Genomic DNA, 22,433 nt, shown 5'->3' on the forward strand with positions numbered 1-22,433 from the left:
AACGCATAAAAGCATGAATATTTCATCGAAAGTTAAAAATGTTACCTCAAATATGATTTCAAATTTTTGGGGGACTTTAGAGCGAATTAATTTTGATTTTACTTTTAATAACGGAAAATCTGTAAATCTTACTCATGAAGTTTATGGAAAAAGCGATGGTATTGCCATTTTATTATACAATTCAAAATCCCAAAATGTATTGTTAACTAAGCAATTCAGAATGCCAGTTTATGTAGCAGGAATCAATCAAGGATATTCAATTGAAGTTGTAGGTGGTGCTATGGATGTAAATGAAACCCCTGGTAATACTGCAATTCGAGAAACAGAAGAAGAGATTGGATATAGAATCAATGAAATTAAAAAAGTGACCACAGCTTTTTTATCTCCAGGAATTTTAAAAGAAAAAGTACATCTTTTCATTGGTGAATATGATGAAGAGCAAAATACTAAAAATGGAGGAGGAGTCTATGAAGAAAATGAAGAAATAGAAGTTTTAGAAATTCCGTTTTTTGAAGCATTACAAATGATTGATAGAGAAGAAATTATTGATGCAAGAACCATCATGCTACTTCAGTATTTGAAAATAAACCAACTAATTACTTTTTAATTAAATTAATTCCATAGAAATATATTCCTTGGAAAATAAAATAATTTATCGTAACTTTGTACTCTAAATTAGAAAATATGAAAAAAGTTTTAGCATTTGCAGGAAGTACAAGTTCAACATCTATCAACAAAAAATTAGCAACATTTACCGCACAAAATTTAAAAAATACTGACTTTGATGTGATTGATTTACGTGATTTTCCGATGGAAATATACAGTTCGGATGCAGAAAAAATTGGTTTTCCTGAAAACGCAAAAAAGTTCACATCTCTTTTAGATAATTATGATGGATTTATTCTTTCTCTTGCAGAACACAATGGGTCTTATGCAGCAGCTTTTAAAAATATTTATGATTGGAGCTCAAGAATCAATAACAACGTTTTTAGAGATAAACCATTATTATTAATGGCAACTTCACCAGGACCAAGAGGTGGATTAACAGTTTTAGAGGCAGGTGCAGATCGTTTTGCAAGAATGGGAGCAAAGGAAGTAATTACTTTTTCATTACCTAGTTTTCAAGATAATTTTCAAGATGGAAAAATTGTAAACGAATCATTAGTATCTACCTTAAAAGAAAAAATTTCTCAGTTTGAGAATGCAGTGAATAATTAAAAATTATTGAACAATTCTAAACTTTAAGTCTTGAACTTTAAACATTAAACCAATCATGGGCGATATTTCAAAAGACATTAAATCGAGTTTTAAAAACAATAAAGTAAAGGCGTTAATCAATATCAAATACACTTCCAATTGGTTGAGTAGTAAAGAAATTGATTTTTTTAAACCTTACGGAATTTCGCCTCAACAGTACAATATTTTGCGAATTTTAAGAGGTGCAAAAGACCGTGTAAAAGTTCAAATTGTTAAAGACAGAATGATTGAGCGTGCTCCAAATGCCACACGTTTAATGGATAAATTATGTGATAAAAAGCTTATTGAAAGAACGCGTTGTGAAGATGACAGAAGAGTTGTTTATGTTAAAATTTCTGAATTGGGTCTCGAAATGTTAGCCACTATTGATGATAATAAAAGTATGTCATTTTTAGAAAAACTAACGGAAGAAGAGGCAACGTTATTAAGTGATTTGTTAGATAAAATCAGATAAAAAAAAAATTATAAAATTAGTTTCCAAGGAAATTATTTTAATAAAAAAACTCAATGAAAACTTTAAAAACCATTCAGCATATAGTACCAAGTCCTTTTGTAAATATGGGGCCTATAAAATTGCGACAACCATTGCCAATTCAGGGAATTGAAAATGTAGATCCTTTTTTGTTATTGCATCATTATGGTCCTTATGCCATCTCAGAATTCAACAATCCTTTTGATTTAGGCCCACATCCTCACAGAGGTTTTGAACCAATTACATTACTTTTTAAAGGAGAACAATTTCATAGAGATTCTTTAGGAAATGAAATGGTTGTAAAAGCTGGAGGTGTTCAATGGACTACTGCAGGACGTGGAATTATTCATGCAGAAGCACCTACCAAAGAGTTTGTGAAAAAAGGAGGAGATTTAGAAGGCATTCAATTATGGTTGAATTTACCTGCAAATCGCAAAATGATGCCTGCAAATTATCAGCATTTAGAGGATGAGCAAATTCCAAAAGTTTTTTCTGATGATAAAAAAGTGCAATTAAACATCATTGCTGGAAATCAATCAACAAAAACAGGTTTGATTAAAACCCAAACTGAAGTCAATGTTTTTTCTGCAATTGCCAAAGAAAATGGAGAAATGACGATTTATATTCCAGAAAATCATCAATCATTAATTTATCTTTTGGAAGGTGAAATTTTAGTAAATAATTCAGAAATTCTTGAAAAAGGAGGAAATCAAATGATTACATTTCATCAAGATGGAAATTCAATTCAATTCAAAGCTGTAAAACAAAGTACAATTTTGATTTTATCTGGTGAACCAATCAACGAAAAAATTACGCAGTATGGTCCATTTGTTATGAACACGCAAACCGAAATTTTAGAAGCAATGCGCGATTACAATCAAGGTAAAATGGGGTATTTGTATTAGTATAAAGTTTGTAGACTGTTGACTGTAAACAGTAGTCAGTATTCAGTAGTCAGTTGTCTACAGTCCAAAGTCTAAAGACTACAGTCTAAATTTAAAATTATGAAAAAAACAATTCACAAAGCAGCTTCAAGAGGATTTGCCAATCATGGTTGGTTAAAATCATATCATACATTTAGCTTCGCAAATTATTTCAATCCAGAGAGAATGAATTTTGGAATGTTACGTGTTTTAAATGACGATATTGTTCAGCCAAAAATGGGTTTTGGAACACATCCTCATAAAAATATGGAAATCATTTCTATTCCGATTTCAGGCGCACTTTCTCACAAAGATAGCATGAACAATCAACGTTCTATTGAAGTTGGGGAGGTTCAAGTAATGAGTGCAGGAACAGGTTTAACACACTCAGAATTTAATGATAGTAAAACTGCTGAAACCAACTTTTTACAACTTTGGATTATTCCAGAAAAGAATGAAGTTGAGCCTTATTACAATCAAAAACGATTCAATGAAGCTGAAAGAAAAAACAAATTCCAAACCTTAGTTTCTCCTAAAGATAAACAAGTGGAAGGTTCTTTGCCAATCAATCAACAAGGATATATTTCGATGATTGATTTAGAAGAAGGATTTGAAATATCCTATGAATTAAAAAATGGAGCCTATTTCTTCTTAATTGATGGTGCAATTGTAGCTGCAGATGAAACTTTAGAAAAAAGAGATGCTTTAGGAATTGAAGGTTTAGAAAAAATATCTATTAAAGCATTGAAAAACAGTAAGTTATTAGTGATTGATGTTCCAATGAATTGATTTTTTTTGAGAATATTTCAAAAGCGATTTATTTAAAAAACCAAGCCAAAGAATCAATTTCTTTGGCTTTTTAATTTCATAAAATAAGTATATATTGCAGTTGTTATGCGTGCATAATAAATTAATGCTGATTATATGAAATACAAACACATTTTTGAGCCCTTAGATTTAGGTTTTACAACCTTAAAAAATAGAATTTTAATGGGTTCTATGCATACAGGTTTAGAGGAAGAAAAAAACGGAATTGAACGCATTGCAGCCTATTATGCAGAACGTGCTAAAGGTGGAGTTGGATTGATCGTAACTGGAGGAATTTCGCCAAATATTCAAGGTTGGACTGGGCCTTTTGCTGCAAGAATGTCAAATAAAAAGCATGCTGTTGAGCATCAAAAAATAACAACAGCTGTGCATAAAGAAGGAGGAAAAATTTGCATGCAAATTTTACATTCAGGACGTTATGGATATCATCCTTTTAATGTAGCACCTTCAAAAATTAAAGCACCCATAAATCGTTTTACGCCATTTAAATTAACACAATCAGGAATCAAAAGAACCATCAGAGATTTTGTAAATTCGGCTGAATTATCAAAATTGGCAGGCTATGATGGTGTTGAAATCATGGGTTCAGAAGGATATTTAATCAATCAATTTATTGCCAAAAGAACCAATAAAAGAAAGGATAATTGGGGAGGTGATTATGAAAATAGAATGCGATTACCTATTGAAATTGTAAAACAAATTAGAGAAGCTGTAGGTTCAAATTTTATCATAATTTACAGATTGTCAATGTTAGATTTGGTTGAAAATGGAAGTTCTTGGGAAGAAATTGTGCAACTTGGAAAAGAAATTGAAAAAGCAGGAGCAACTATTATAAATACAGGAATTGGTTGGCATGAAGCCAGAATTCCAACTATTGCTACATCCGTTCCAAGAGCTGCTTTTACATGGGTTACTCAAAAAATGAAAGAAGAAATTAAAATTCCTTTAATCACTTCTAATAGAATTAATATGCCAGACACTGCTGAAAAAATTTTAGCAGAGGGTCATGCTGATATGATTTCTATGGCACGTCCTTTTTTAGCTGATCCTGAGTGGGTTAATAAAGCCAAAGAAGAAAAAGATGATGAAATAAATACGTGTATTGGTTGTAATCAAGCATGTTTAGATCATGTATTTCAACGAAAAGTAGCAAGTTGTTTGGTAAATCCAAGAGCTTGCCATGAAACAGAATTGAATTATTTTCCAACTAAAATCAAAAAGAAAATTGCGGTAATTGGAGCAGGTCCTGCTGGTTTGTCAGCGGCAACAATTGCAGCAAAAAGAGGTCATTTTGTAACCCTTTTTGATGCTGATTCCGAAATTGGAGGACAGTTTAATATGGCAAAACAGATTCCAGGGAAAGAAGAATTTTATGAAACAATTCGTTATTTTAAGAAACAAATTGGATTGCATCAGGTTGATTTGCAATTGAATAAAAGAATATCTGTAGCTGATTTAGAAAAATCAGATTTTGATGAAATTATCATTGCAACAGGAATTCAACCCAGAAATCTTAAAATTGAAGGAATTAATCATCCAAAAGTTTTGAGTTATATTGATGTGTTGAAACACAAAAAATCCGTTGGAAAAAAAGTAGCTGTAATTGGTGCAGGAGGTATTGGTTTTGATGTGTCAGAATATCTATCTCATGAAGGAATATCAACTTCGCAAGATATTGATTCTTGGTTACAAGAATGGGGAATTGATAAGTCATTAAACGCAAGAGCTGGAATTGAAGGAATGAAACCCGTTTTTGAAAATTCGCCAAGAGAGATTTTCATGCTCAAAAGAAGCAAAGGAAAATTTGGAGAAAATTTGGGAAAAACTACAGGTTGGATTCACAGAGCGAATTTGAAAAAGAAAAATGTACAGTTTATCAATGAAGTGGAATACAAAAAAATTGATGATCAAGGATTGCATTATACTCAAAATCAAGAAGATAAAATTTTAGAAGTTGATAACATTATTATTTGTGCAGGTCAGGTTCCTTTCAAAGAATTGTACCAACCTTTGGTAGATTTAGGAAAAAAGGTTCACATTATTGGAGGTGCAGATTTTGCAGCTGAATTAGATGCCAAAAGAGCCATCAATCAAGGAGCAAGATTGGCTGCAAATTTGTAATTATTTTACCATTTTTACAGAGTTGATATTTCCAGAAAAATCGTATTCTTTTACTGGGTTTTTAGGATCTAATTTCCAAATACCATCAACAATATATTTATAATGATGTTTACCATAAGAGAGTTTTGTGGTGTATTTCCATCCATTTTTGGTCTTTACCATTTTAAAGGAATCTTTAGACCAATTGTTAAAATCACCTGCTAAAAATATTTCTTTTGCGTTTTGAAAATCCTCTAGTAAAAAATTAATTTCTTGCTGAATATCAAGAACAGAATTGTACTCACCATATTCATTTTCTATTTTATTTTTGTTGCTAGGATCTTCAATCCATTTACCATCCACAATAAACTTATATTCATATAAATTTGGTTTGAGTTGTAGTGTTAATTTCCAACCATTCTCAGTTTTTTTCATCAAAAAGTGTTCTTCATCCCATTTGTTAAAAGAACCACTTAAAACTACTTTTTTAGCATTTTTATAGCCATTTAAAAAAAAGGAAGCATTCCCATTTTCATTAATTTCAATAGGAATTATTTTATAATTGTAGGTTGGTAAAATATATCCAAAAGATGTTTTTGAGGGAGTTAAATTTGCCGATTTTTTGTTTGGTTCAGCCCAATAATTATTGTTAACTACAAATTTAAATTCCCAATTAAATTGATCATCAAAATCTTCAATTTTCTTTTTTAATTGATAAATATTTTCATCAATTTTTTTCATTTTCCATTTACTTCTAGACCAATTATTAAAGTTACCTGCAACAACAACATTTTTTATCTCAAAATCATCAAATTCTAATTGATTTTTTCCTTGATGATGCGAACCATTATCATAATCTCTTTTATCAAAAGTAAAAACGATATAATCACCTTCAATTTTATATCCCATAATAGGTTTTTCTTGAGCATAATTTGTAAAAATCACACTCAAGAAAATTAAATAGATACTATGTAAAATCCAGTTTTTCATTATCTAAAAATAGGATATTTGATAAAATATAATTCTTGTTTTTTATAATTAATAATGACTCTTTTTTGTGCAAAAAAATCATGTCCTAAAATACCATCCAAATCTGTTCCAAATGCTTTATTCAAATTCGATAAATTGGTTAAAATGGTTTTCATTGGTCCAAAATAATTTTTATCGTTTAATTTTACTTTATGTAAATTTCCATAAATTACTTCAATTTCATGGGAACTTGTACCAATTAACTTTATTCTCTTTTTGGGACGAAATGACGAAAGTACTTTCTTATTGATGGATGAATTTATTTGATTCAATTCAGCACCTGTATCAAGTCCGAAAAGTAATTTTTCGTTATTAATTGTTACTTCAATTACAATTGTGTGTTTTTTTAATGAAAATTGAACAGTATCAATAATTTCCTCTAAATAATCTTCTTTAATTAGTTTTTGCCCAAATTTATCAATTTTTGTCAGTGTAATTTGATTTAAATAAAGGTCAATAAATATTTCGAAATCTTTTAAAATCGAAAATCCAATGATGCCTAATAATTTTATTTTTTTGCTCTTTTCAATATGCGAAAGATCAATAACATCTGAATTTAAATCATTCAAATCTAAATTATTTAAACGCATTTTTCCAATTGTTTTTTCAATCGGATTTTCTAAGCTTCCAGTAACACCAAAAGTTTCTCCTTTTTTTTCAAAATTAAATTGATAAAAATTAAAATATTTTTTATTCAAAATCAAAGTTTCTGAACCTGTATCAAGAATAAAATTTCCTTTTTTATTGTCTATTTCTCCTTCAATAATCATCAATCTATCAACAATTTTAAAAGGAATTTGTGAAGTGAACTTATTAACTTTCTTTGATTTTGTAAAATATATTGATGGGTCAAAATTAGATACAATATTGTCACAATGAGTTTTGAAACTCAAAAATAGAACTACAGTGAAAATAAAATGACTATTTTTCATGAAACAAAGACGACAAAAAACATCTTTTTGTTACGCATCTTATGAGAGCTTCTTTAAATAAACAACTATAGAAATCAAAATAATTAACGATATTTGTCCTTTAAAATAAACGATTATCAATTTATGGGAATGAATAAAAACACAGTTTTGGGTTGGGCAACATTGATTATGATTATTGTTGGCTTGGCATTGATTGCTTTGGGTGCTTTTAGATATGATGATGTTGCAGGTTGGGGTTTTGCCTCAGTTGGTATTGGCTTTTTTGCAATTGCATGGGTTTTTAATGCTTTGAAAGGGCGCGTATAATTCTTTTTTTTCAATTTAATTTTATAAAAAATGTCAGACGATAAGAAGGTCATCTTTTCGATGAATAGGGTTTCTAAAACCTATCAATCAACAGGAAAACAAGTATTAAAAGATATTTATTTAAGCTTTTTTTACGGAGCTAAAATTGGGATTCTTGGTTTAAATGGTTCAGGAAAATCAACTTTGTTAAAAATTATTGCTGGAGTTGAAAAGAATTATCAAGGTGAAGTCACATTTTCACCAGGTTATAAAGTAGGCTATTTAGAGCAAGAGCCGCAATTAGATCCAGAAAAAACAGTCATAGAAATTGTAAGAGAGGGTGTTGCAGAAACGGTTGCTATTTTAGATGAATACAACAAAATAAACGATATGTTTGGTTTAGAAGAGGTCTATTCTGATGCTGATAAAATGGACAAACTCATGGCAAGGCAAGCAGAATTGCAAGACAAAATTGATGCTGCAAATGCTTGGGAATTAGATACTAAACTAGAAATTGCCATGGATGCTTTACGAACTCCTGATTCTGATAAAAAAATCGGAATTCTTTCTGGAGGAGAAAAAAGACGTGTTGCTTTGTGCAGATTATTATTACAAGAGCCAGAAATTTTATTATTAGATGAGCCAACAAACCACTTAGATGCAGAATCTGTTCATTGGTTAGAGCATCATTTGGCAACATATAAAGGAACTGTAATTGCAGTTACTCACGATAGATATTTTCTAGATAATGTAGCTGGTTGGATTTTAGAATTGGACAGAGGAGAAGGTATTCCTTGGAAAGGCAATTACTCTTCTTGGTTAGATCAGAAATCTCAAAGAATGGCGCAAGAAAGCAAAGTAGCTTCTAAACGTCAAAAAACATTAGAACGTGAGCTAGAGTGGGTTCGTCAAGGAGCAAAAGGTCGCCAAACAAAACAAAAAGCACGTCTGAATAATTATGACAAGTTATTAAGTCAAGATCAAAAACAGGTTGATGAAAAGTTGGAAATTTACATTCCAAATGGACCACGTTTAGGAACAAATGTTATTGAAGCTACTGGAGTTTCAAAAGCATATGGAGATAAATTGTTATATGAAAACTTGGCTTTTAGATTGCCACAAGCAGGAATTGTAGGAATTATTGGTCCAAATGGTGCAGGAAAAACGACGATTTTTAAAATGATTATGGGAGAAGAAACTCCTGATCAAGGAAGTTTTATGGTTGGTGAAACCGCAAAAATTGCTTATGTAGATCAAAATCACTCGAATATTAACCCTGATAAAACAATTTGGGAAAATTTTGCAGATGGACAAGATTTAGTTTTAATGGGAGGAAGACAAGTAAATTCAAGAGCGTACTTGAGTCGTTTCAATTTCTCTGGAAATGAACAAAATAAAAAAGTTTCTACCTTATCTGGAGGTGAAAGAAACCGTTTGCATTTGGCAATGACCTTAAAAGAAGAAGGCAACGTTTTGTTATTAGATGAGCCAACCAATGATTTGGATGTAAATACTTTACGAGCTTTAGAAGAAGGATTGGAAAATTTTGCGGGTTGTGCTGTGGTTATTTCTCACGATAGATGGTTTTTAGACAGGATTTGTACTCATATTTTAGCATTTGAAGGAGATAGCCAAGTGTACTTTTTTGAAGGTTCTTTCTCTGATTATGAAGAGAATAAGAAAAAACGTTTGGGAGGTGATTTAATTCCTAAGAGATTGAAATATAAAAAGTTAATTAGATAAAAAAAATCCTCATTATAAAATGAGGATTTTTAGTTTTCTCTTTTTCAAATAGTTTTTGAATCCATTGTTTAATGAGGTAAAATTACAAATGGGCTTTAAATGCATTTACAGGAAAAACACTGTTTTTTATGCAGGAAAAATACCTTTTTTAATTTCTTTCAACTCTTCTTCTTTCCAACTTTTTTGCTTCATTTTTTCTATTTCCAGTTTCATTTCTTTCAGTGATAATTCGTCTGTTGTTAGATTCCCCAAACTTTCTATTTGCATCATTTTTGCCTATAACTTCTCTTCTGCCATTCTCTTTTATCTCTGATTTTCTATAACTATTCAAATTTCTTGCTGTTTCTCTTCTATTGTTACTATCAAAAGAGGGTTTTCTTCTTTTTATAATCGAATTTTCGTCTGCAAAATTGTTGTTTCTATTTGATTTGTAATAGTAAAAATTGCGATCTTCTCTGAATCTTACATAGTTTCTATCAAAATCTCTATGGGAAAAAAATACATCATTGAAATTGTAAACTCTTCCAAAATTTATTGAAAATCGAATGCCATTATCATAATAAAAATCATGTACATTTCCTCTAAAAACAGGATATCCATACCTGTCATAAAACACTCGTAAATCACCAACACTTATCAATTGCCCTCGATGATAATTGATGAAAACCGAACCAATTCGAGTTACATTTCCAAAACGATCATAATTGATAAAAACATTTCCAACACTTCGAATTCTTCCTCTAAAATCTCGATCAATTCTTACACCTCTATGATAACTATTGGAAGTATCAAAATCAAAATCTCCATTGGTAAAAACAAAAAATTCAATGCCTCTTTCAAAGAAATTTACAGCATGGTCATAGTTGAAATTTACTTCAAAATTTATAGGGTTTTTTGCCTCAGCCTTTGCAATATTAGTAGCAAACATTCCTAAGATTCCTACTAAAAAAAAAATATTATTTTTCATGATTTGAGGTTTTTTTGATTTTGCTTACTCTATTTGCTTTTCAGCTTCCGCATTTGTAATTTAATTTTCAAATAGCATGCCAAAAATTAATTTGTTGAAATGATGTTTTTGAAAAGAAGATTAAATTCAATATTTTTTTTGAAATAAATAATGTGTTGAGATTGTAAATAATGTACATTTATACGACTTATACTTAAATTTATTTCATGATAGATGCCATAGAATTCAATTTGCAGAGAGGAATAAAATTGTTGCAAAATCTCTCAGAACCTGAGTACACAAACGAATCAATTCCACCATATTATTCGAGTATTGGATGTCATATTCGTCACATTTTAGATGTATTTTCTTGCATATTAAAGGGGTTTGAAGCTAAAAAAGTTGATTTGACAAATCGTGAAAGAAATCAATCAATAGAGCAAAATATTGAATTTGGAATTGCCTATTTTGAAGAGATTATTTTTAAAATACGCTCATTTTCTGAAGAAGATTTGCAATCTGAAATTATTCTTATTGACGATTTAGGATTAGGGAAAATGGGAGCTAAAACTACGTTAGCAGCAGTTTTAATTCAGGCTCATAGCCATGCAATTCACCATTTTGCAAGTATTGGATATTGCATTTATCAATTAGGAGTTGAATTACCTGATGCTGATTTTGGCTATAATCCCACAACTCCAAAAAATATTTTAAAGTAGATTTTAGCTTTATTTTATAGCATGAAAGGCTGTTATTTTTTTGGAATATTTCTTAAGATCTAAAGTTTCTCTCCAAAAATCAACTGAATTTTTATAAGGAATTTTATAGACTTTGTGATTTGTTGTAGAGATTTTAAATAAGATTTTCCAATGATTTCTGATGGATTTTAATGCACCAAAATAGGATGATTTTTGCGCATCATAAATGTGTGTTGGTTCTGAGATGATGCCATTAATTTCTAAAATTTTAAAGTTTTTACCATTTTTTAATGTTTCAAAATCATCATATTTAATATCAATTCTCCCATAAAACCAACCAGGAATTTTTGAGTTCAATTTATCAAAAGAGCTTGTTAATTCCTTGGATATTAAGTGATTTCCATTTATAAACTGTGTTCCTTTACAATGATTTCCTATAACAGAAAGCTGAAATTCTTTGTTTTTTTCTAAAACTAAATCCAACATCTCTTTATGATATTCAAAAATCAACTCTTTATATAAAACAGCTCTTTTATCCGAAATTATTAATTTTTTAATAGTAGAAATTCCATCTCCAGTAATTGTTAAAAACTTTTTTAAAGTTATTGAGGAGATCATTCCGTTTTGTTCTGTTGGATTTCTTGTATAAAAAATCCCACATTCATTTTTAAAATCAATAAATTCTTGAATTATAAAATCGATTTCAAATTTTTCTAGGTACTTATTTAAGGTATTTTCAGAATGGATTTTTTCAACCAATAACCCACGAAAACCAATATCAGGTTTTGCAATTACAGGAAATTGGATGTTTTTTTCTTGGATTTTTTTGAGTGTTGTATCAAAAACTTCTCCTTTTTTATGAAAAATACTTTTTGGTTTGTATTCATCAGGAATCAAGGCTAAAGTTTGAAATTTGCTTTCAGATCCATTTCCTGAACTTTTTATCCCTGGATTTGCCGCACTAAAAAATGTCAAATTTTTTGCTTTCAATGCTAAATAAAAAGCATATGGTAAATTCGGAATGTAAAAAAGTGATGTAGGCCAATATTCCCAATGAAATATCTTGTGTAAATAACTGTATTTCAATGAATTAAATTTCATTAAAAAAAGCTTTTTTCAAAATTGAAAAAGCTTTAAAAGCGAAATAAATTGTAAAAATAATTCCAGAAAGTCCTAAAAATATCAGAAAATAAGACACATATAATTGTGGACTCTCAGTAAACTTTTCAATTCCTTTAAATCCCATAGTTGTAATTATCGGAGTTACAATAAATAGAATTACTAATATTGCTAAACGAATCAATCCCTTTCTTAATAAATTTATGTCGATGCTCATTTTTTATAATTTAAGAGTGCATTTCTAACATTTCCATATTTTTTCAATAGTTCATTGGCTTCTTTTCGGTTTATCTGAAGTTCATTCATTAACATCTTTTCACCTCTTTCTACTAATTTATTATTTGAAAGTTGCATATCAACCATTTTATTACCTTTTATTTTTCCTAATTGAATCATAGTTGATGTTGAAATCATGTTCAAAACCAACTTTTGAGCAGTGCCAGCTTTCATTCTTGAACTTCCTGTAACAAATTCTGGACCTACAATTACTTCAATTGGAAATTTAGAAACTGCAGCTAACGGACTATTTTTATTACAGGTGATGCAGGAAGTTGTAATATTATGTTCATTGCATTTTTGCAAAGTAGAAATTACATAAGGTGTTGTTCCTGAGGCTGCTAAGCCAATAACAACATCATTTGTTGAAACGGAAAATTTTTGTAAATCTTCCCAACCTTGTGTGGTGGAATCTTCAGCGAATTCAACTGCTTTTCTAATTGCAGTATCACCACCAGCAATCAAACCAATTACCAATTCATGTGGAACTCCAAATGTTGGAGGACATTCTGATGCATCTAAAATGCCTAATCTGCCTGAAGTTCCTGCACCTAAATAAAAAATTCTTCCTCCGTTTTTTAATTTTTCAACAGTTTGAAGAACTAATTTTTCGATTTGAGGAATTGATTTTTGAACCGCAAAAGCAACAGTTTGATCTTCATTATTGATATTTGTCAACAATTCATGTACAGTCATCTTTTCTAGATGATTGTAGTTAGAATCCTGCTCTGTAATTTTGATGAATGTCATTCCTCAAAAATACATTTTTTATGAATTGATGCGACTAATTTTTTTTAGTTCTTTTCAACCAAATTTAAAGGTTTACTATCTGTTTCAGAAATGTGAAAATATCCTAAAGGAAATTTAGATTCATCAGTGATATTGATCATATTTCCTAATAAAGATGAAGGAATTGTTTCGAAAGGACCACCTGCATTTTGTCCACTTTGATCAATTAAAACTCTGTAATAGGTATAAAATTCTTTTGAAATTCCTGACATTTTTACATTTACAGTTGTAGGTAAAGTAATGTCTTCTTCATCATAAAAATAAGAGAAGTTATAATCAGAGCCATTAAAAAATCGATCTTCAATAGTTAAAAATAATTGTTTTGAAAAATCAAATAAATAGTAATTTTCTTGAGTTGCATCATCTGTAAATGTTACTTTAACTTCAGTTTCTGTTCCTGCAAATAGGGTTTCATCTCCTTGAATTACACTTGTTAAAGGTGTTGATTTTATTCTGGTTGCTGTACCTTTATAGGTATTATTTTCGTGAATTATTGTTAATTCATAGGTTACATTTTCGGCAGGAATAAACGAAATTGTTGGTTCGTAATTTCCATCAGCATTTGCATCCGAAAAATTAATAATCGAATTATCAGCTAAATTTGTTAAAAAAACGGTTGCATTGGTTACTGGCGGAATGGTTTCATCAAAATAATCCGCTGATTTACTTAGTTTTACAATGGTATTTGCACGAATTGGAGTTTCTGTAAAATAGACTTCAAAAACGGCATCAATGATTAGTTTTGGTGTCGTTGATGGAACATCAATCTCAACTACTTTTTCGCAATTTGTAAAAAATAAAATCAATAAAATTGGAAGTATATAGCTCTTTTTCATCATGTTAAAATTTAAAATTGTAAGTAACTGAAGGAACTAAACCAAAGATGGATGTTTGTATTGCTTCATTTCTAAAAGTTTCTCTATTTTGCCTAAAATTAATAGAAGCAGCATTCATTCGTCCATAGACATTATACAAACCAAACACCCATTCTGCTTGCCATTTTCGATTGTTATTGGTTGTAGGAGTCAACGTTGCTGAAACATCCAATCTGTGATATGCAGGCAATCTATCAGCATTTCTTCTGTTATCATCGAAAATAGGCACATTTAAACCTTGCACTTCGTATTGTCCTACAGGATAATTCGTTGGTTGTCCTGTTTGAAATAAGAAATTCGCATTGAATTTCCATTTTTTATTCAATTCATAACTTCCATTGACAGAGATATCGTGCGTTTTATCAAAAGGTGTACTGTACCAATTTCCTTGATTAATTCCGGGTTCATTTGCATTTCTTCCTGGAGTTTGTTGTTCAGAACGAGACAATGTGTAAGCTAACCAACCTTTTAAATCACCTTCATTTTTTTTCAATAAAACCTCTAAACCATAAGCTCTTGCTTGTCCGTTTAAGATTACGGTTTCAATTTCGTTGTTGGCAATTAAATTGGCTCCATTAATGTAATCAATTCTGTTTTGAATGTCTTTGTAAAAAACTTCAGTTTCTAATGAATACGCTCCATTTTTGATGGTTTTGAAATATCCAATAGCAAATTGATCTAACAATTGAGGTTTGATATATCTTCCACTTGGTGCCCAAACATCTAATGGAGTAGGAGATGCTGTGTTGGAGAGTAAATGTAAATATTGAGCCATTCTGTTGTAACTTGCTTTGATAGATTCATTATCATTCAAAACGTAAGACAATGAAAATCGAGGTTCAAAATTGATGAAGCTACTTATTACATCACTTCTTTTAAAATTTTCAACGCCAGTTGCTACAGCAGATTCATATTTTTTAAATTGTTCGTTATAAATTACAGGTTGATTGTTTGCATACACATTCAATTCATCTTGTCCCAAACGTAAAAAATTACTAAAACGAGCGCCATACTGTAAAGTTAATTTTTTATTGATTTGATGTTCTGCATCTAAATACGCAGCAAATTCATTGGCATATTTATCTGTTAATTTTTCTGGAAGTATGCCTGATGAATCTCTGTTTGGAATAATTTCACCTGGATTGAATTTGATATAAATATTATTGATTCCGTAACTTAACTTGATGTTTTCATTGATGTAATGTTTAAAATCGTACTTTAAGTTAAAATTTGTGATGCCAGAATCCCATTCAAAACCCACAAAATCAAGAATTAATCCGTAGAAATAATCAGAGTAAATTAAGGATAAATTAGAGAAAATTTTATCAGAAAACAGGTGATTCCATCTTACATTCACAACATTGTTTCCATATTTATTTACAAAATTATCACTTACTCCAAAAATATCTTTTCCAAAATAAGTAGATAAAAACAAGTTGTTACGATCATTGAATCGATAATTTATTTTAGAATTTACATCGTAAAAATACGCTTTGTTGTCATTGTCAAATAAGGGTAAAAAAAGATGTGCATAAGAAGCTCTTCCACCAATTAAAAACGAACTTTTTTCTTTTTCAATAGGGCCTTCAGCTAATAATCTGCTAGAAACCAATCCAATACCACCTGTTAAATTAAAATCTTTGCTATTGCCTTCTTTTTGATAAATATCTAAAACTGAGGATAATCTTCCGCCAAAACGAGCAGGAATTCCACCTTTATATAATTTTACATCTTTAATAACATCTGGATTAAAAACCGAGAAAAACCCAAATAAATGCGATGAGTTAAAAACAATTGCTTCGTCTAAAAGTATCAAATTTTGGTCAGCAGCTCCACCTCTTACATTAAATCCAGAAGCGCCTTCACCTGCACTTGTAACTCCTGGCAATAGAATTAAAGATTTGATAATATCTGATTCGCCAAGTACAACAGGTATTTGTTTGATGGTTGCTGAGGTGAGTTTATTAACACTCATTTGTGACGTTCTAACATTCAGTTTTTCAATGTCTGCTTCAATAATTATTTCATCTAAACTCTCAGCAGCTTCCTTAAGTTTAAAGTCTTTTGTGAGTTTTTCTGATAAATTAATGGTTTCAACAATTGTTGTATAACCCACATAACTAACCTGAATTTTATAAGTCCCTTTTTGAATTGTTATTGAATAAAAACCATACTCATTTGTAGAAGTTCCAGCATTTAACTCAGGGATAAAAACAGATACACCAATTAAGGTTTCATTGTTTGAGTTGTCGTAAACTGTTCCACTTAAAGTGATTTTTTCTTGACTAAAAATGATTGTTGATGAAATAAAAAGAACGAACAATATCTTTTTAAAATGTAGCATTTTTTGTTTATTGAATTGATTTATTGACTCAACAAAAGTATGATTTAAAAATGATAAGAATACGTTAAAATTATTCATTTATACGAATAAATAAAGGTTTAAAATTTTAACTAGAGATAATAAATTTAAAAAATTAATTTCATTATGTTTAACTATAAATAATTGATTTTTAAACAATTTATTCTTGCTTTATACATTTATAAACCAAAAAGCCTCCATTCATGGGAGGCTTTTTGATTACTTTTTATTCAAATATTTTATTTCAAAATGCTATTAAAAGTATTGCTTGGTCTCATAGCTTTATCAGCCAATTCGTCTGCAGGTTTGTAATAACCACCAATATTTACAGGTTTTCCTTGAATGGTATTTAATTCAGCAACAATTTGCATTTCATTCTCTCGCATTTTTTTTGCAATTGGCGCAAATTCTGCTTGTAATTCAGCATCTTTCGTTTGTTTTGCCAAAGCTTCTGCCCAATACAAAGCTAAATAAAAATGAGAACCTCTGATGTCTAATTCACCAACTTCTCTTGAAGGAGATTTATCATTATCCAAAAATACATCTGTAGCTTGATCCAAAGTTTCTGCTAAAATCATTGCTTTTGGATTGTTATTTGTAAGGCTCAAATGCTCAAAAGAAACAGCTAATGCTAAAAATTCACCCAAAGAATCCCAACGTAAATGATTTTCTTCTAAAAATTGCTCAACGTGTTTTGGAGCTGAACCACCTGCACCAGTTTCAAATAAGCCACCACCATTCATCAATGGAACAATAGAAAGCATTTTTGCAGAAGTTCCAACTTCTAAAATTGGGAATAAATCTGTCAAATAATCACGCAATACATTTCCAGAAACAGAGATTGTATCTAAACCTTTTACCAATCTTTCTAAAGTAAAATTAGTGGCTTCAAAAGGAGATAAGATTCTGATATCTAAACCTGTAGTATCATGGTTTTGTAAATATTTTTCAACTTTTTTAATGATTTCTGCATCATGAGCTCTATTTTTATCCAACCAAAAAACAGCTGGAGTTTCAGACAATTTAGCTCTTGTTACCGCTAATTTTACCCAATCTTGAATTGGTAAATCTTTGGTTTGACACATTCTCCAAATGTCACCTTTTTCAACAGTGTGTTCTATTAACAGCGTGTTGTTTTCATCTAAAACCTGCACTTTTCCATCTGCTGAAATTTCGAAAGTTTTGTCATGAGAACCATATTCTTCAGCTTGTTGTGCCATCAAACCAACATTAGGAACTGTTCCCATTGTAGATGGATTAAAAGCCCCATTTTTCTTGCAAAAATCAATAGTTGCTGTATAAATTCCTGCATAAGAACTATCAGGAATTATGGCTTTGGTATCTTGTAATTTTCCTTCTTTATTATACATTTTTCCAGAAGTACGAATCATTGCAGGCATTGAAGCATCAATAATTACATCCGAAGGAACATGTAAATTGGTAATTCCTTTATCAGAATTTACCATAGCAACTGCAGCATTTTGATTGAAAATAGTTTCAATATCCGCTAAAATTGTTGATTTTTCAGTTGCTGAAAGTTGATCAAGGTTTGCTAATAATTGACCAAAACCATTGTTGGCGTTAACGCCAATTTTATCAAAAGTTTGTCCGTGTTTTTCAAATAATTCTTTGAAATATGTTTTTACAATATGTCCAAAAATAATAGGATCAGAAACTTTCATCATGGTTGCTTTCATGTGGAAAGACAATAATAGACCTTGTTTTTTTGCATCTGAAATTTCACTCTCTAAGAATTCGAGCAAGGCTTTTTTGCTCATCACAGTTGCATCAATAATTTCTCCTTTTAGTAGAGAAAGTTCTTTTCTTAATGGAGTTTTTGTACCATCATTTGCAATCTGAATTATTTTGATGGTTGTAGGATTCTCAACAGTAACTGATTTTTCATTATTGAAAAAATCACCTTTACTCATGGTTGCAACTTGGGTTTTTGAATCAGAAGTCCAAGCTCCCATTGAATGTGGATTTTTTCGCGCATAATTTTTAATTGCTTTAGGAGCTCTTCTGTCAGAATTTCCTTCACGCAAAACAGGATTTACTGCTGATCCTTTTACTTTATTATAGAGAGCTAAAACCGCTTTATCTTCGTCAGTTTTAATTTCATCAGGATAATTTGGCAATGCATATCCTAATTTTTGTAATTCACTAATGGCTTCTTTAAGTTGTGGTACAGAAGCGCTAATATTTGGTAATTTTATAATATTTGCCTCGGGTTTTGTAGCTAAATCTCCTAAAATAGACAATGCATCTTCTACTTTTTGCTCTTCTGTCAAATAATCAGCAAAATTTGCTAAAATTCTACCAGCCAATGAAATATCTTTTGTTTCAATTTCAATTCCCGAGGATTTTGTAAATGCTTGTACAATTGGTAAAAATGAACGAGTTGCCAAAGCTGGTGCTTCATCGGTTTTGGTGTAAATAATTTTAGCCATTGTGGATTGGTTTATAAAAGTGTATTATTCGATATTAAAAAGATTGATTTTGCTAACGATTTTAGCGGTGCAAATTTAAGAATTTACAATGAGATTATTATTGTAAAATTCTTACAAATTTTTCAAAAAAGATGGGAATAATTCAAAAAAAACAACTTTATTAAAATTGTTTAAAAAATAAAAGCCATATCACTACTAATAATGATATGGCTTCTTGAAATAGTTTTTTATACTGCTTTGTATTACTACCTTGCAAATGAAAGTTACCTTTCATATTTCTTTTTTTAAAAGAAATTATAAGTTACTATTTCTGTTTTGAAACATCGTTTTTCATTTTTCTTTTTCCAAAGAGAAATTTTTTGTTTTGATGTTTCAGGTTGTTGTTTTTCCTATTTTTAAAATTATGTTTTATAATTACACAATAAACTGACTTTTAATCGCTTGCTTTTTTAAAAACAAACTTTCATTGCACTAAAATTAGTTATATAATTTTAAAAAGTTTCTAACAACTATATAAAGAACGTTACTTTATAATTTACGTGAATTTGAATTTGTTCAAATGAAAAAATCAAAATTACTTTGTAAATGATGTTGTAAAAATATGATTGATTTTAAATTTTACAAATTTTTTAATCAATTAAAAATCAACACAATATTAACCATAGTTATGAACAATTGTTCATAAAAAAAGCGTTGTAAAATTTACAACGCTTTTTAAAATTTTATTTGAAGAATACTTATCTTCTTTTCTCAGTAATTCTAGCTTTTTTACCAGTAAGATCTCTGAAGTAGAAAATACGTGCTCTACGAACTTTACCTTTTTTGTTTACTTCAATTTTTTGAATTGATGGTAAGTTTACTGGGAAAATTCTTTCAACACCAACAGTTCCAGACATTTTTCTGATTGTAAAAGTTTCAGAAGCTCCTGAACCTCTTTTTTGGATTACAACACCTCTAAAAAACTGAGTACGTGTTTTTGCACCCTCTTTAATTTCGTAATAAACAGTGATTGTATCACCAGCAGCAAAATCTGCAAATTCTTTTTTTGTTACAAATTCGTCTTGAACAAATTTTATTAAAGATTCCATATCTTAAATTTTATGATTTTCTAAAACAACATTCACGATTCTCGTCAGAGGTTAAATTAGCGAGTGCAAATCTACTAATATTTTTTAGCTTCTAAAAATAAATTTTACTGATTTTTTGATTGATAATTTTCGCAATAGAAAACCCAAAATTTACGAACTTCTTTTTCGTTTATTTTGATGATAATTGGTTCAAGTTCAGTTACTTTTTCAAAGTAATTTTTTAATTCTGGATGGATTTCTCCATTCTTTGAAACATTGGTAAAACGCTTATCTGAATCTATAAAAAGTGCGTTTTTTGCATCTAGATTTGATAAATCATCTCCTAAATAATCAAAATGCAAAGCGGGTAATCCAATGACATTTTGAGCATACACTTTCTGATTCATGTAAAAGTTTAAACAAGCACTTGTTTTGTAATTATCATCAGAAAACACAAAAGTATTTGGATGTTTTTTTTGCAATTTTTCTATTTCTAAAGACAATTCTTTCCAACCAATCCAAGTATCGTCACTTTTTATGGGTGCAACATAAAATAAAACTTGAATCAAAACCAATAAATGAAATATTACAGAAAATATCAATTGCGTTTTGATTAATTTCTGGTTGATAAACATTCCAGCCAATATGATTCCACTGATGTACGATGGCATCATCCAGTTGAGTTTTACCCAATAAATGGGTGTAATTGAGAAAAATCCCACAAAAGTTGGAATGAAAAAAGCCAGTAAAAACAATGTTTTTGCATTTGGTAGTTTCCATTTCACAATTGCTCTTTTGATAAATTTGAAAGTGATTGTTATCATCACTAAAAATAAAACTGGCAATAAAAGCAATAATTGATGCGCAATTGCTCCAAAAAAATAGGTTGCTGAAAAATTAAATTCAGAGATTGAACTTGTTCTTTCTGAGGATTGAAAGTTGAATGAAGCAAAATCATGCTGATAATTCCACCAATAAACAGGAAACATTACCAAAATTGATATCAAGATTGATAACCAAAGCCAAGGTGATTTTAATAATTTTCGATACTCATTTGAAAAAACTAAAAATGCAATCAATCCGAATTGCAATAAAAGGGCTGTGTATTTGCTGTTAAAAGCCAAACCCATTGCAATTCCTGCAAAAATCCAATATTTTTTATTTTCTTCAAAAATGGCTTTGTAAAGACAAATCAAACTTAACGTCCAGAATAATAATAATGGAACATCTGGAGTTGAATTGAATGATAAAATTGAGATAAATAGGGTAGAAGTGATTAAAATTAAGGCTCTTTCAGTTTTACTTTTCGATAAAAAATAGGAAGCTAATTTACAAAAAGCGAGTATTGTAAAAGTTGTAATTGTAAAATCTGTCAATTTGATGACAAAAACCGATTTTCCAAAAATTTCTGAAAACAATCTTAATAAATAACCAATCATTCCAGGATGATCAAAATAGGAAAGTGATAAGTTTTGACCATACAAAAAATAATAGGCATCTTGAGGCATTAATCCCATAAAAGGAAGTATCAAAAATCGAAAAAATTGAAATCCTATCACCCAAGAAATCAGCGCATTATTTTTAATAAAAGATTTAAAATTATTCATCTTTGAGCAAATCTGGTCTTATTGATTTTGTTCTTTCAAAGGCTTTTTCCATGCGCCAATCATCAATTTTTGGAAAATTTCCAGACAATAAAATTTCGGGAACTTTCATTCCTTCAAATTCTGCAGGCCTTGTATAAATTGGTGGTGACAATAAATTGTCTTGAAAAGAGTCTGTTAAAGCAGATTGTTCATCGCCAATAGCACCAGGAATTAAACGTATAACAGCATCAACCAAAACAGCTGCAGCCAATTCACCACCTGTAATTACATAATCTCCAATAGAAATTTCTTTGGTGATGTATTTGTCTCTAATTCGCTGATCTACACCTTTATAATGTCCTGTTAAAATCAATAAATTTTCTTTTATTGACAGTGAATTTGCGGTTGATTGATTCAATACTTTTGCATCTGGAGTCATGTAAATAAGTTCGTCATAACTTCTTTCTGATTGTAATTTTTTAATGCAGTTTACAATTGGTTCCATCATTAAAACCATTCCAGCACCACCTCCAAATTGTGTATCATCAATTTGCTTGTATTTTCCCAAACCATATTCTCGCAAATCGTGAATCACAATTTTGGCAATGCCACTTTGTTGCGCTCTTTTTATAATAGAATGATTGAAAGGACTTTCTAACAAATTTGGAGCTGCTGAAATGATGTCTATGCGCATTT

21 protein-coding genes are annotated in these 22,433 nt (G+C 29.9%); 9 read left to right on the forward strand and 12 right to left on the reverse strand.

The window, feature by feature from the left end; genetic code table 11:
- Positions 1-52: 52 nt before the first annotated feature.
- From WHA43_RS12595 to WHA43_RS12620, 6 genes are all read left to right on the forward strand, one after another.
- The gene (locus tag WHA43_RS12595) at positions 53-607 is read left to right on the forward strand and encodes an NUDIX domain-containing protein (protein WP_340828327.1); all 555 of its coding nucleotides are present in this window, start codon (positions 53-55) and stop codon (positions 605-607) included.
- 77 nt (positions 608-684) lie between these two features.
- Complete coding sequence (locus WHA43_RS12600; protein ID WP_105045083.1) at positions 685-1,218, forward strand: NADPH-dependent FMN reductase; 534 nt, start codon at positions 685-687, stop codon at positions 1,216-1,218.
- A 55-nt stretch (positions 1,219-1,273) separates the two neighbouring features.
- Positions 1,274-1,711: a MarR family winged helix-turn-helix transcriptional regulator gene (locus WHA43_RS12605; RefSeq protein ID WP_105045084.1), complete on the forward strand. Its 438-nt coding sequence runs from the start codon at positions 1,274-1,276 to the stop codon at positions 1,709-1,711.
- Between the two features lie 53 nt (positions 1,712-1,764).
- The gene (locus WHA43_RS12610) at positions 1,765-2,634 is read left to right on the forward strand and encodes a pirin family protein (protein WP_105045085.1); all 870 of its coding nucleotides are present in this window, start codon (positions 1,765-1,767) and stop codon (positions 2,632-2,634) included.
- Positions 2,635-2,733: 99 nt separating this feature from the next.
- Positions 2,734-3,441 carry a pirin family protein gene (locus tag WHA43_RS12615; RefSeq protein ID WP_105045086.1) on the forward strand — a complete coding sequence of 236 codons (708 nt, stop codon included), beginning with the start codon at positions 2,734-2,736 and terminating at the stop codon, positions 3,439-3,441.
- Between the two features lie 135 nt (positions 3,442-3,576).
- Positions 3,577-5,601, forward strand: coding sequence for an NADPH-dependent 2,4-dienoyl-CoA reductase (locus tag WHA43_RS12620; protein WP_105045087.1), 2,025 nt, complete (start codon positions 3,577-3,579; stop codon positions 5,599-5,601).
- On the opposite strand, the gene WHA43_RS12625 is transcribed toward WHA43_RS12620, so the two are convergent.
- Together WHA43_RS12625 and WHA43_RS12630 are read right to left on the reverse strand one after the other, a co-directional pair.
- The gene (locus WHA43_RS12625; RefSeq protein WP_105045088.1) at positions 5,602-6,570 is read right to left on the reverse strand and encodes a hypothetical protein; all 969 of its coding nucleotides are present in this window, start codon (positions 6,568-6,570) and stop codon (positions 5,602-5,604) included.
- Positions 6,570-7,379, reverse strand: coding sequence for an aspartyl protease family protein (locus tag WHA43_RS12630; RefSeq protein ID WP_170039474.1), 810 nt, complete (start codon positions 7,377-7,379; stop codon positions 6,570-6,572). Before WHA43_RS12630 ends, WHA43_RS12625 begins: the two co-directional genes overlap by 1 nt.
- Before the next feature lie 285 nt (positions 7,380-7,664).
- On the opposite strand from WHA43_RS12630, the gene WHA43_RS12635 reads away from it, so the two are divergent.
- Together WHA43_RS12635 and ettA are read left to right on the forward strand one after the other, a co-directional pair.
- Positions 7,665-7,847: a CAL67264 family membrane protein gene (locus tag WHA43_RS12635; protein ID WP_105045090.1), complete on the forward strand. Its 183-nt coding sequence runs from the start codon at positions 7,665-7,667 to the stop codon at positions 7,845-7,847.
- 30 nt (positions 7,848-7,877) lie between these two features.
- Positions 7,878-9,569, forward strand: a complete 1,692-nt coding sequence (ettA, locus tag WHA43_RS12640) for an energy-dependent translational throttle protein EttA (protein WP_105045091.1) — start codon at positions 7,878-7,880, stop codon at positions 9,567-9,569.
- 148 nt (positions 9,570-9,717) lie between these two features.
- Here ettA and WHA43_RS12645 read toward each other — a convergent pair whose 3' ends face one another.
- Positions 9,718-10,536, reverse strand: coding sequence for a hypothetical protein (locus WHA43_RS12645; protein WP_146104872.1), 819 nt, complete (start codon positions 10,534-10,536; stop codon positions 9,718-9,720).
- A gap of 206 nt (positions 10,537-10,742) precedes the next feature.
- On the opposite strand from WHA43_RS12645, the gene WHA43_RS12650 reads away from it, so the two are divergent.
- Positions 10,743-11,234 carry a DinB family protein gene (locus WHA43_RS12650; protein ID WP_105045093.1) on the forward strand — a complete coding sequence of 164 codons (492 nt, stop codon included), beginning with the start codon at positions 10,743-10,745 and terminating at the stop codon, positions 11,232-11,234.
- Between the two features lie 9 nt (positions 11,235-11,243).
- Here the strand turns inward: WHA43_RS12650 and WHA43_RS12655 are convergent, their stop codons facing one another.
- From WHA43_RS12655 to trmD, 9 genes are all read right to left on the reverse strand, one after another.
- A complete protein-coding gene (locus WHA43_RS12655; protein WP_105045094.1) occupies positions 11,244-12,314 on the reverse strand; it encodes a D-alanine--D-alanine ligase in 1,071 nt (356 codons plus the stop codon).
- Positions 12,304-12,549 (reverse strand): DUF6095 family protein, encoded by a 246-nt coding sequence (locus tag WHA43_RS12660; protein WP_105045095.1) that lies wholly within the window; start codon positions 12,547-12,549, stop codon positions 12,304-12,306. The genes WHA43_RS12655 and WHA43_RS12660 overlap by 11 nt, the downstream gene beginning before the upstream one ends.
- The gene (gene murQ, locus WHA43_RS12665; RefSeq protein ID WP_105045096.1) at positions 12,546-13,358 is read right to left on the reverse strand and encodes an N-acetylmuramic acid 6-phosphate etherase; all 813 of its coding nucleotides are present in this window, start codon (positions 13,356-13,358) and stop codon (positions 12,546-12,548) included. Before murQ ends, WHA43_RS12660 begins: the two co-directional genes overlap by 4 nt.
- 44 nt (positions 13,359-13,402) lie before the next feature.
- The gene (locus WHA43_RS12670; RefSeq protein WP_226742830.1) at positions 13,403-14,236 is read right to left on the reverse strand and encodes a DUF4249 family protein; all 834 of its coding nucleotides are present in this window, start codon (positions 14,234-14,236) and stop codon (positions 13,403-13,405) included.
- A gap of 1 nt (position 14,237) precedes the next feature.
- Positions 14,238-16,616, reverse strand: coding sequence for a TonB-dependent receptor (locus tag WHA43_RS12675; RefSeq protein ID WP_105047217.1), 2,379 nt, complete (start codon positions 16,614-16,616; stop codon positions 14,238-14,240).
- Positions 16,617-16,873: 257 nt separating this feature from the next.
- Positions 16,874-19,084, reverse strand: coding sequence for an NADP-dependent isocitrate dehydrogenase (locus WHA43_RS12680; RefSeq protein WP_105045097.1), 2,211 nt, complete (start codon positions 19,082-19,084; stop codon positions 16,874-16,876).
- A 737-nt stretch (positions 19,085-19,821) separates the two neighbouring features.
- Positions 19,822-20,172 carry a 50S ribosomal protein L19 gene (gene rplS, locus WHA43_RS12685; protein WP_105045098.1) on the reverse strand — a complete coding sequence of 117 codons (351 nt, stop codon included), beginning with the start codon at positions 20,170-20,172 and terminating at the stop codon, positions 19,822-19,824.
- Positions 20,173-20,276: 104 nt separating this feature from the next.
- Positions 20,277-21,758, reverse strand: a complete 1,482-nt coding sequence (locus WHA43_RS12690) for a glycosyltransferase family 39 protein (protein ID WP_105045099.1) — start codon at positions 21,756-21,758, stop codon at positions 20,277-20,279.
- A complete protein-coding gene (gene trmD / locus WHA43_RS12695; RefSeq protein ID WP_105045100.1) occupies positions 21,751-22,431 on the reverse strand; it encodes a tRNA (guanosine(37)-N1)-methyltransferase TrmD in 681 nt (226 codons plus the stop codon). Before trmD ends, WHA43_RS12690 begins: the two co-directional genes overlap by 8 nt.
- Between the last annotated feature and the right edge of the window lie 2 nt (positions 22,432-22,433).

Source organism: Polaribacter gangjinensis (assembly GCF_038024125.1).
Classification (GTDB): Bacteria; Bacteroidota; Bacteroidia; order Flavobacteriales; family Flavobacteriaceae; genus Polaribacter; species Polaribacter gangjinensis.

Coding starts and splice junctions, on each gene's coding strand:
- WHA43_RS12595 (WP_340828327.1), top strand. CDS start 53: ATGATTTCAAATTTTTGGGGGACTTTAGAGCGAATTAATTTTGATTTT.
- WHA43_RS12600 (WP_105045083.1), top strand. CDS start 685: ATGAAAAAAGTTTTAGCATTTGCAGGAAGTACAAGTTCAACATCTATC.
- WHA43_RS12605 (WP_105045084.1), top strand. CDS start 1,274: ATGGGCGATATTTCAAAAGACATTAAATCGAGTTTTAAAAACAATAAA.
- WHA43_RS12610 (WP_105045085.1), top strand. CDS start 1,765: ATGAAAACTTTAAAAACCATTCAGCATATAGTACCAAGTCCTTTTGTA.
- WHA43_RS12615 (WP_105045086.1), top strand. CDS start 2,734: ATGAAAAAAACAATTCACAAAGCAGCTTCAAGAGGATTTGCCAATCAT.
- WHA43_RS12620 (WP_105045087.1), top strand. CDS start 3,577: ATGAAATACAAACACATTTTTGAGCCCTTAGATTTAGGTTTTACAACC.
- WHA43_RS12625 (WP_105045088.1), bottom strand. CDS start 6,570: ATGAAAAACTGGATTTTACATAGTATCTATTTAATTTTCTTGAGTGTG.
- WHA43_RS12630 (WP_170039474.1), bottom strand. CDS start 7,379: ATGATTATTGAAGGAGAAATAGACAATAAAAAAGGAAATTTTATTCTT.
- WHA43_RS12635 (WP_105045090.1), top strand. CDS start 7,665: ATGGGAATGAATAAAAACACAGTTTTGGGTTGGGCAACATTGATTATG.
- ettA (WP_105045091.1), top strand. CDS start 7,878: ATGTCAGACGATAAGAAGGTCATCTTTTCGATGAATAGGGTTTCTAAA.
- WHA43_RS12645 (WP_146104872.1), bottom strand. CDS start 10,536: ATGAAAAATAATATTTTTTTTTTAGTAGGAATCTTAGGAATGTTTGCT.
- WHA43_RS12650 (WP_105045093.1), top strand. CDS start 10,743: ATGATAGATGCCATAGAATTCAATTTGCAGAGAGGAATAAAATTGTTG.
- WHA43_RS12655 (WP_105045094.1), bottom strand. CDS start 12,314: ATGAAATTTAATTCATTGAAATACAGTTATTTACACAAGATATTTCAT.
- WHA43_RS12660 (WP_105045095.1), bottom strand. CDS start 12,549: ATGAGCATCGACATAAATTTATTAAGAAAGGGATTGATTCGTTTAGCA.
- murQ (WP_105045096.1), bottom strand. CDS start 13,358: ATGACATTCATCAAAATTACAGAGCAGGATTCTAACTACAATCATCTA.
- WHA43_RS12670 (WP_226742830.1), bottom strand. CDS start 14,236: ATGATGAAAAAGAGCTATATACTTCCAATTTTATTGATTTTATTTTTT.
- WHA43_RS12675 (WP_105047217.1), bottom strand. CDS start 16,616: ATGCTACATTTTAAAAAGATATTGTTCGTTCTTTTTATTTCATCAACA.
- WHA43_RS12680 (WP_105045097.1), bottom strand. CDS start 19,084: ATGGCTAAAATTATTTACACCAAAACCGATGAAGCACCAGCTTTGGCA.
- rplS (WP_105045098.1), bottom strand. CDS start 20,172: ATGGAATCTTTAATAAAATTTGTTCAAGACGAATTTGTAACAAAAAAA.
- WHA43_RS12690 (WP_105045099.1), bottom strand. CDS start 21,758: ATGAATAATTTTAAATCTTTTATTAAAAATAATGCGCTGATTTCTTGG.
- trmD (WP_105045100.1), bottom strand. CDS start 22,431: ATGCGCATAGACATCATTTCAGCAGCTCCAAATTTGTTAGAAAGTCCT.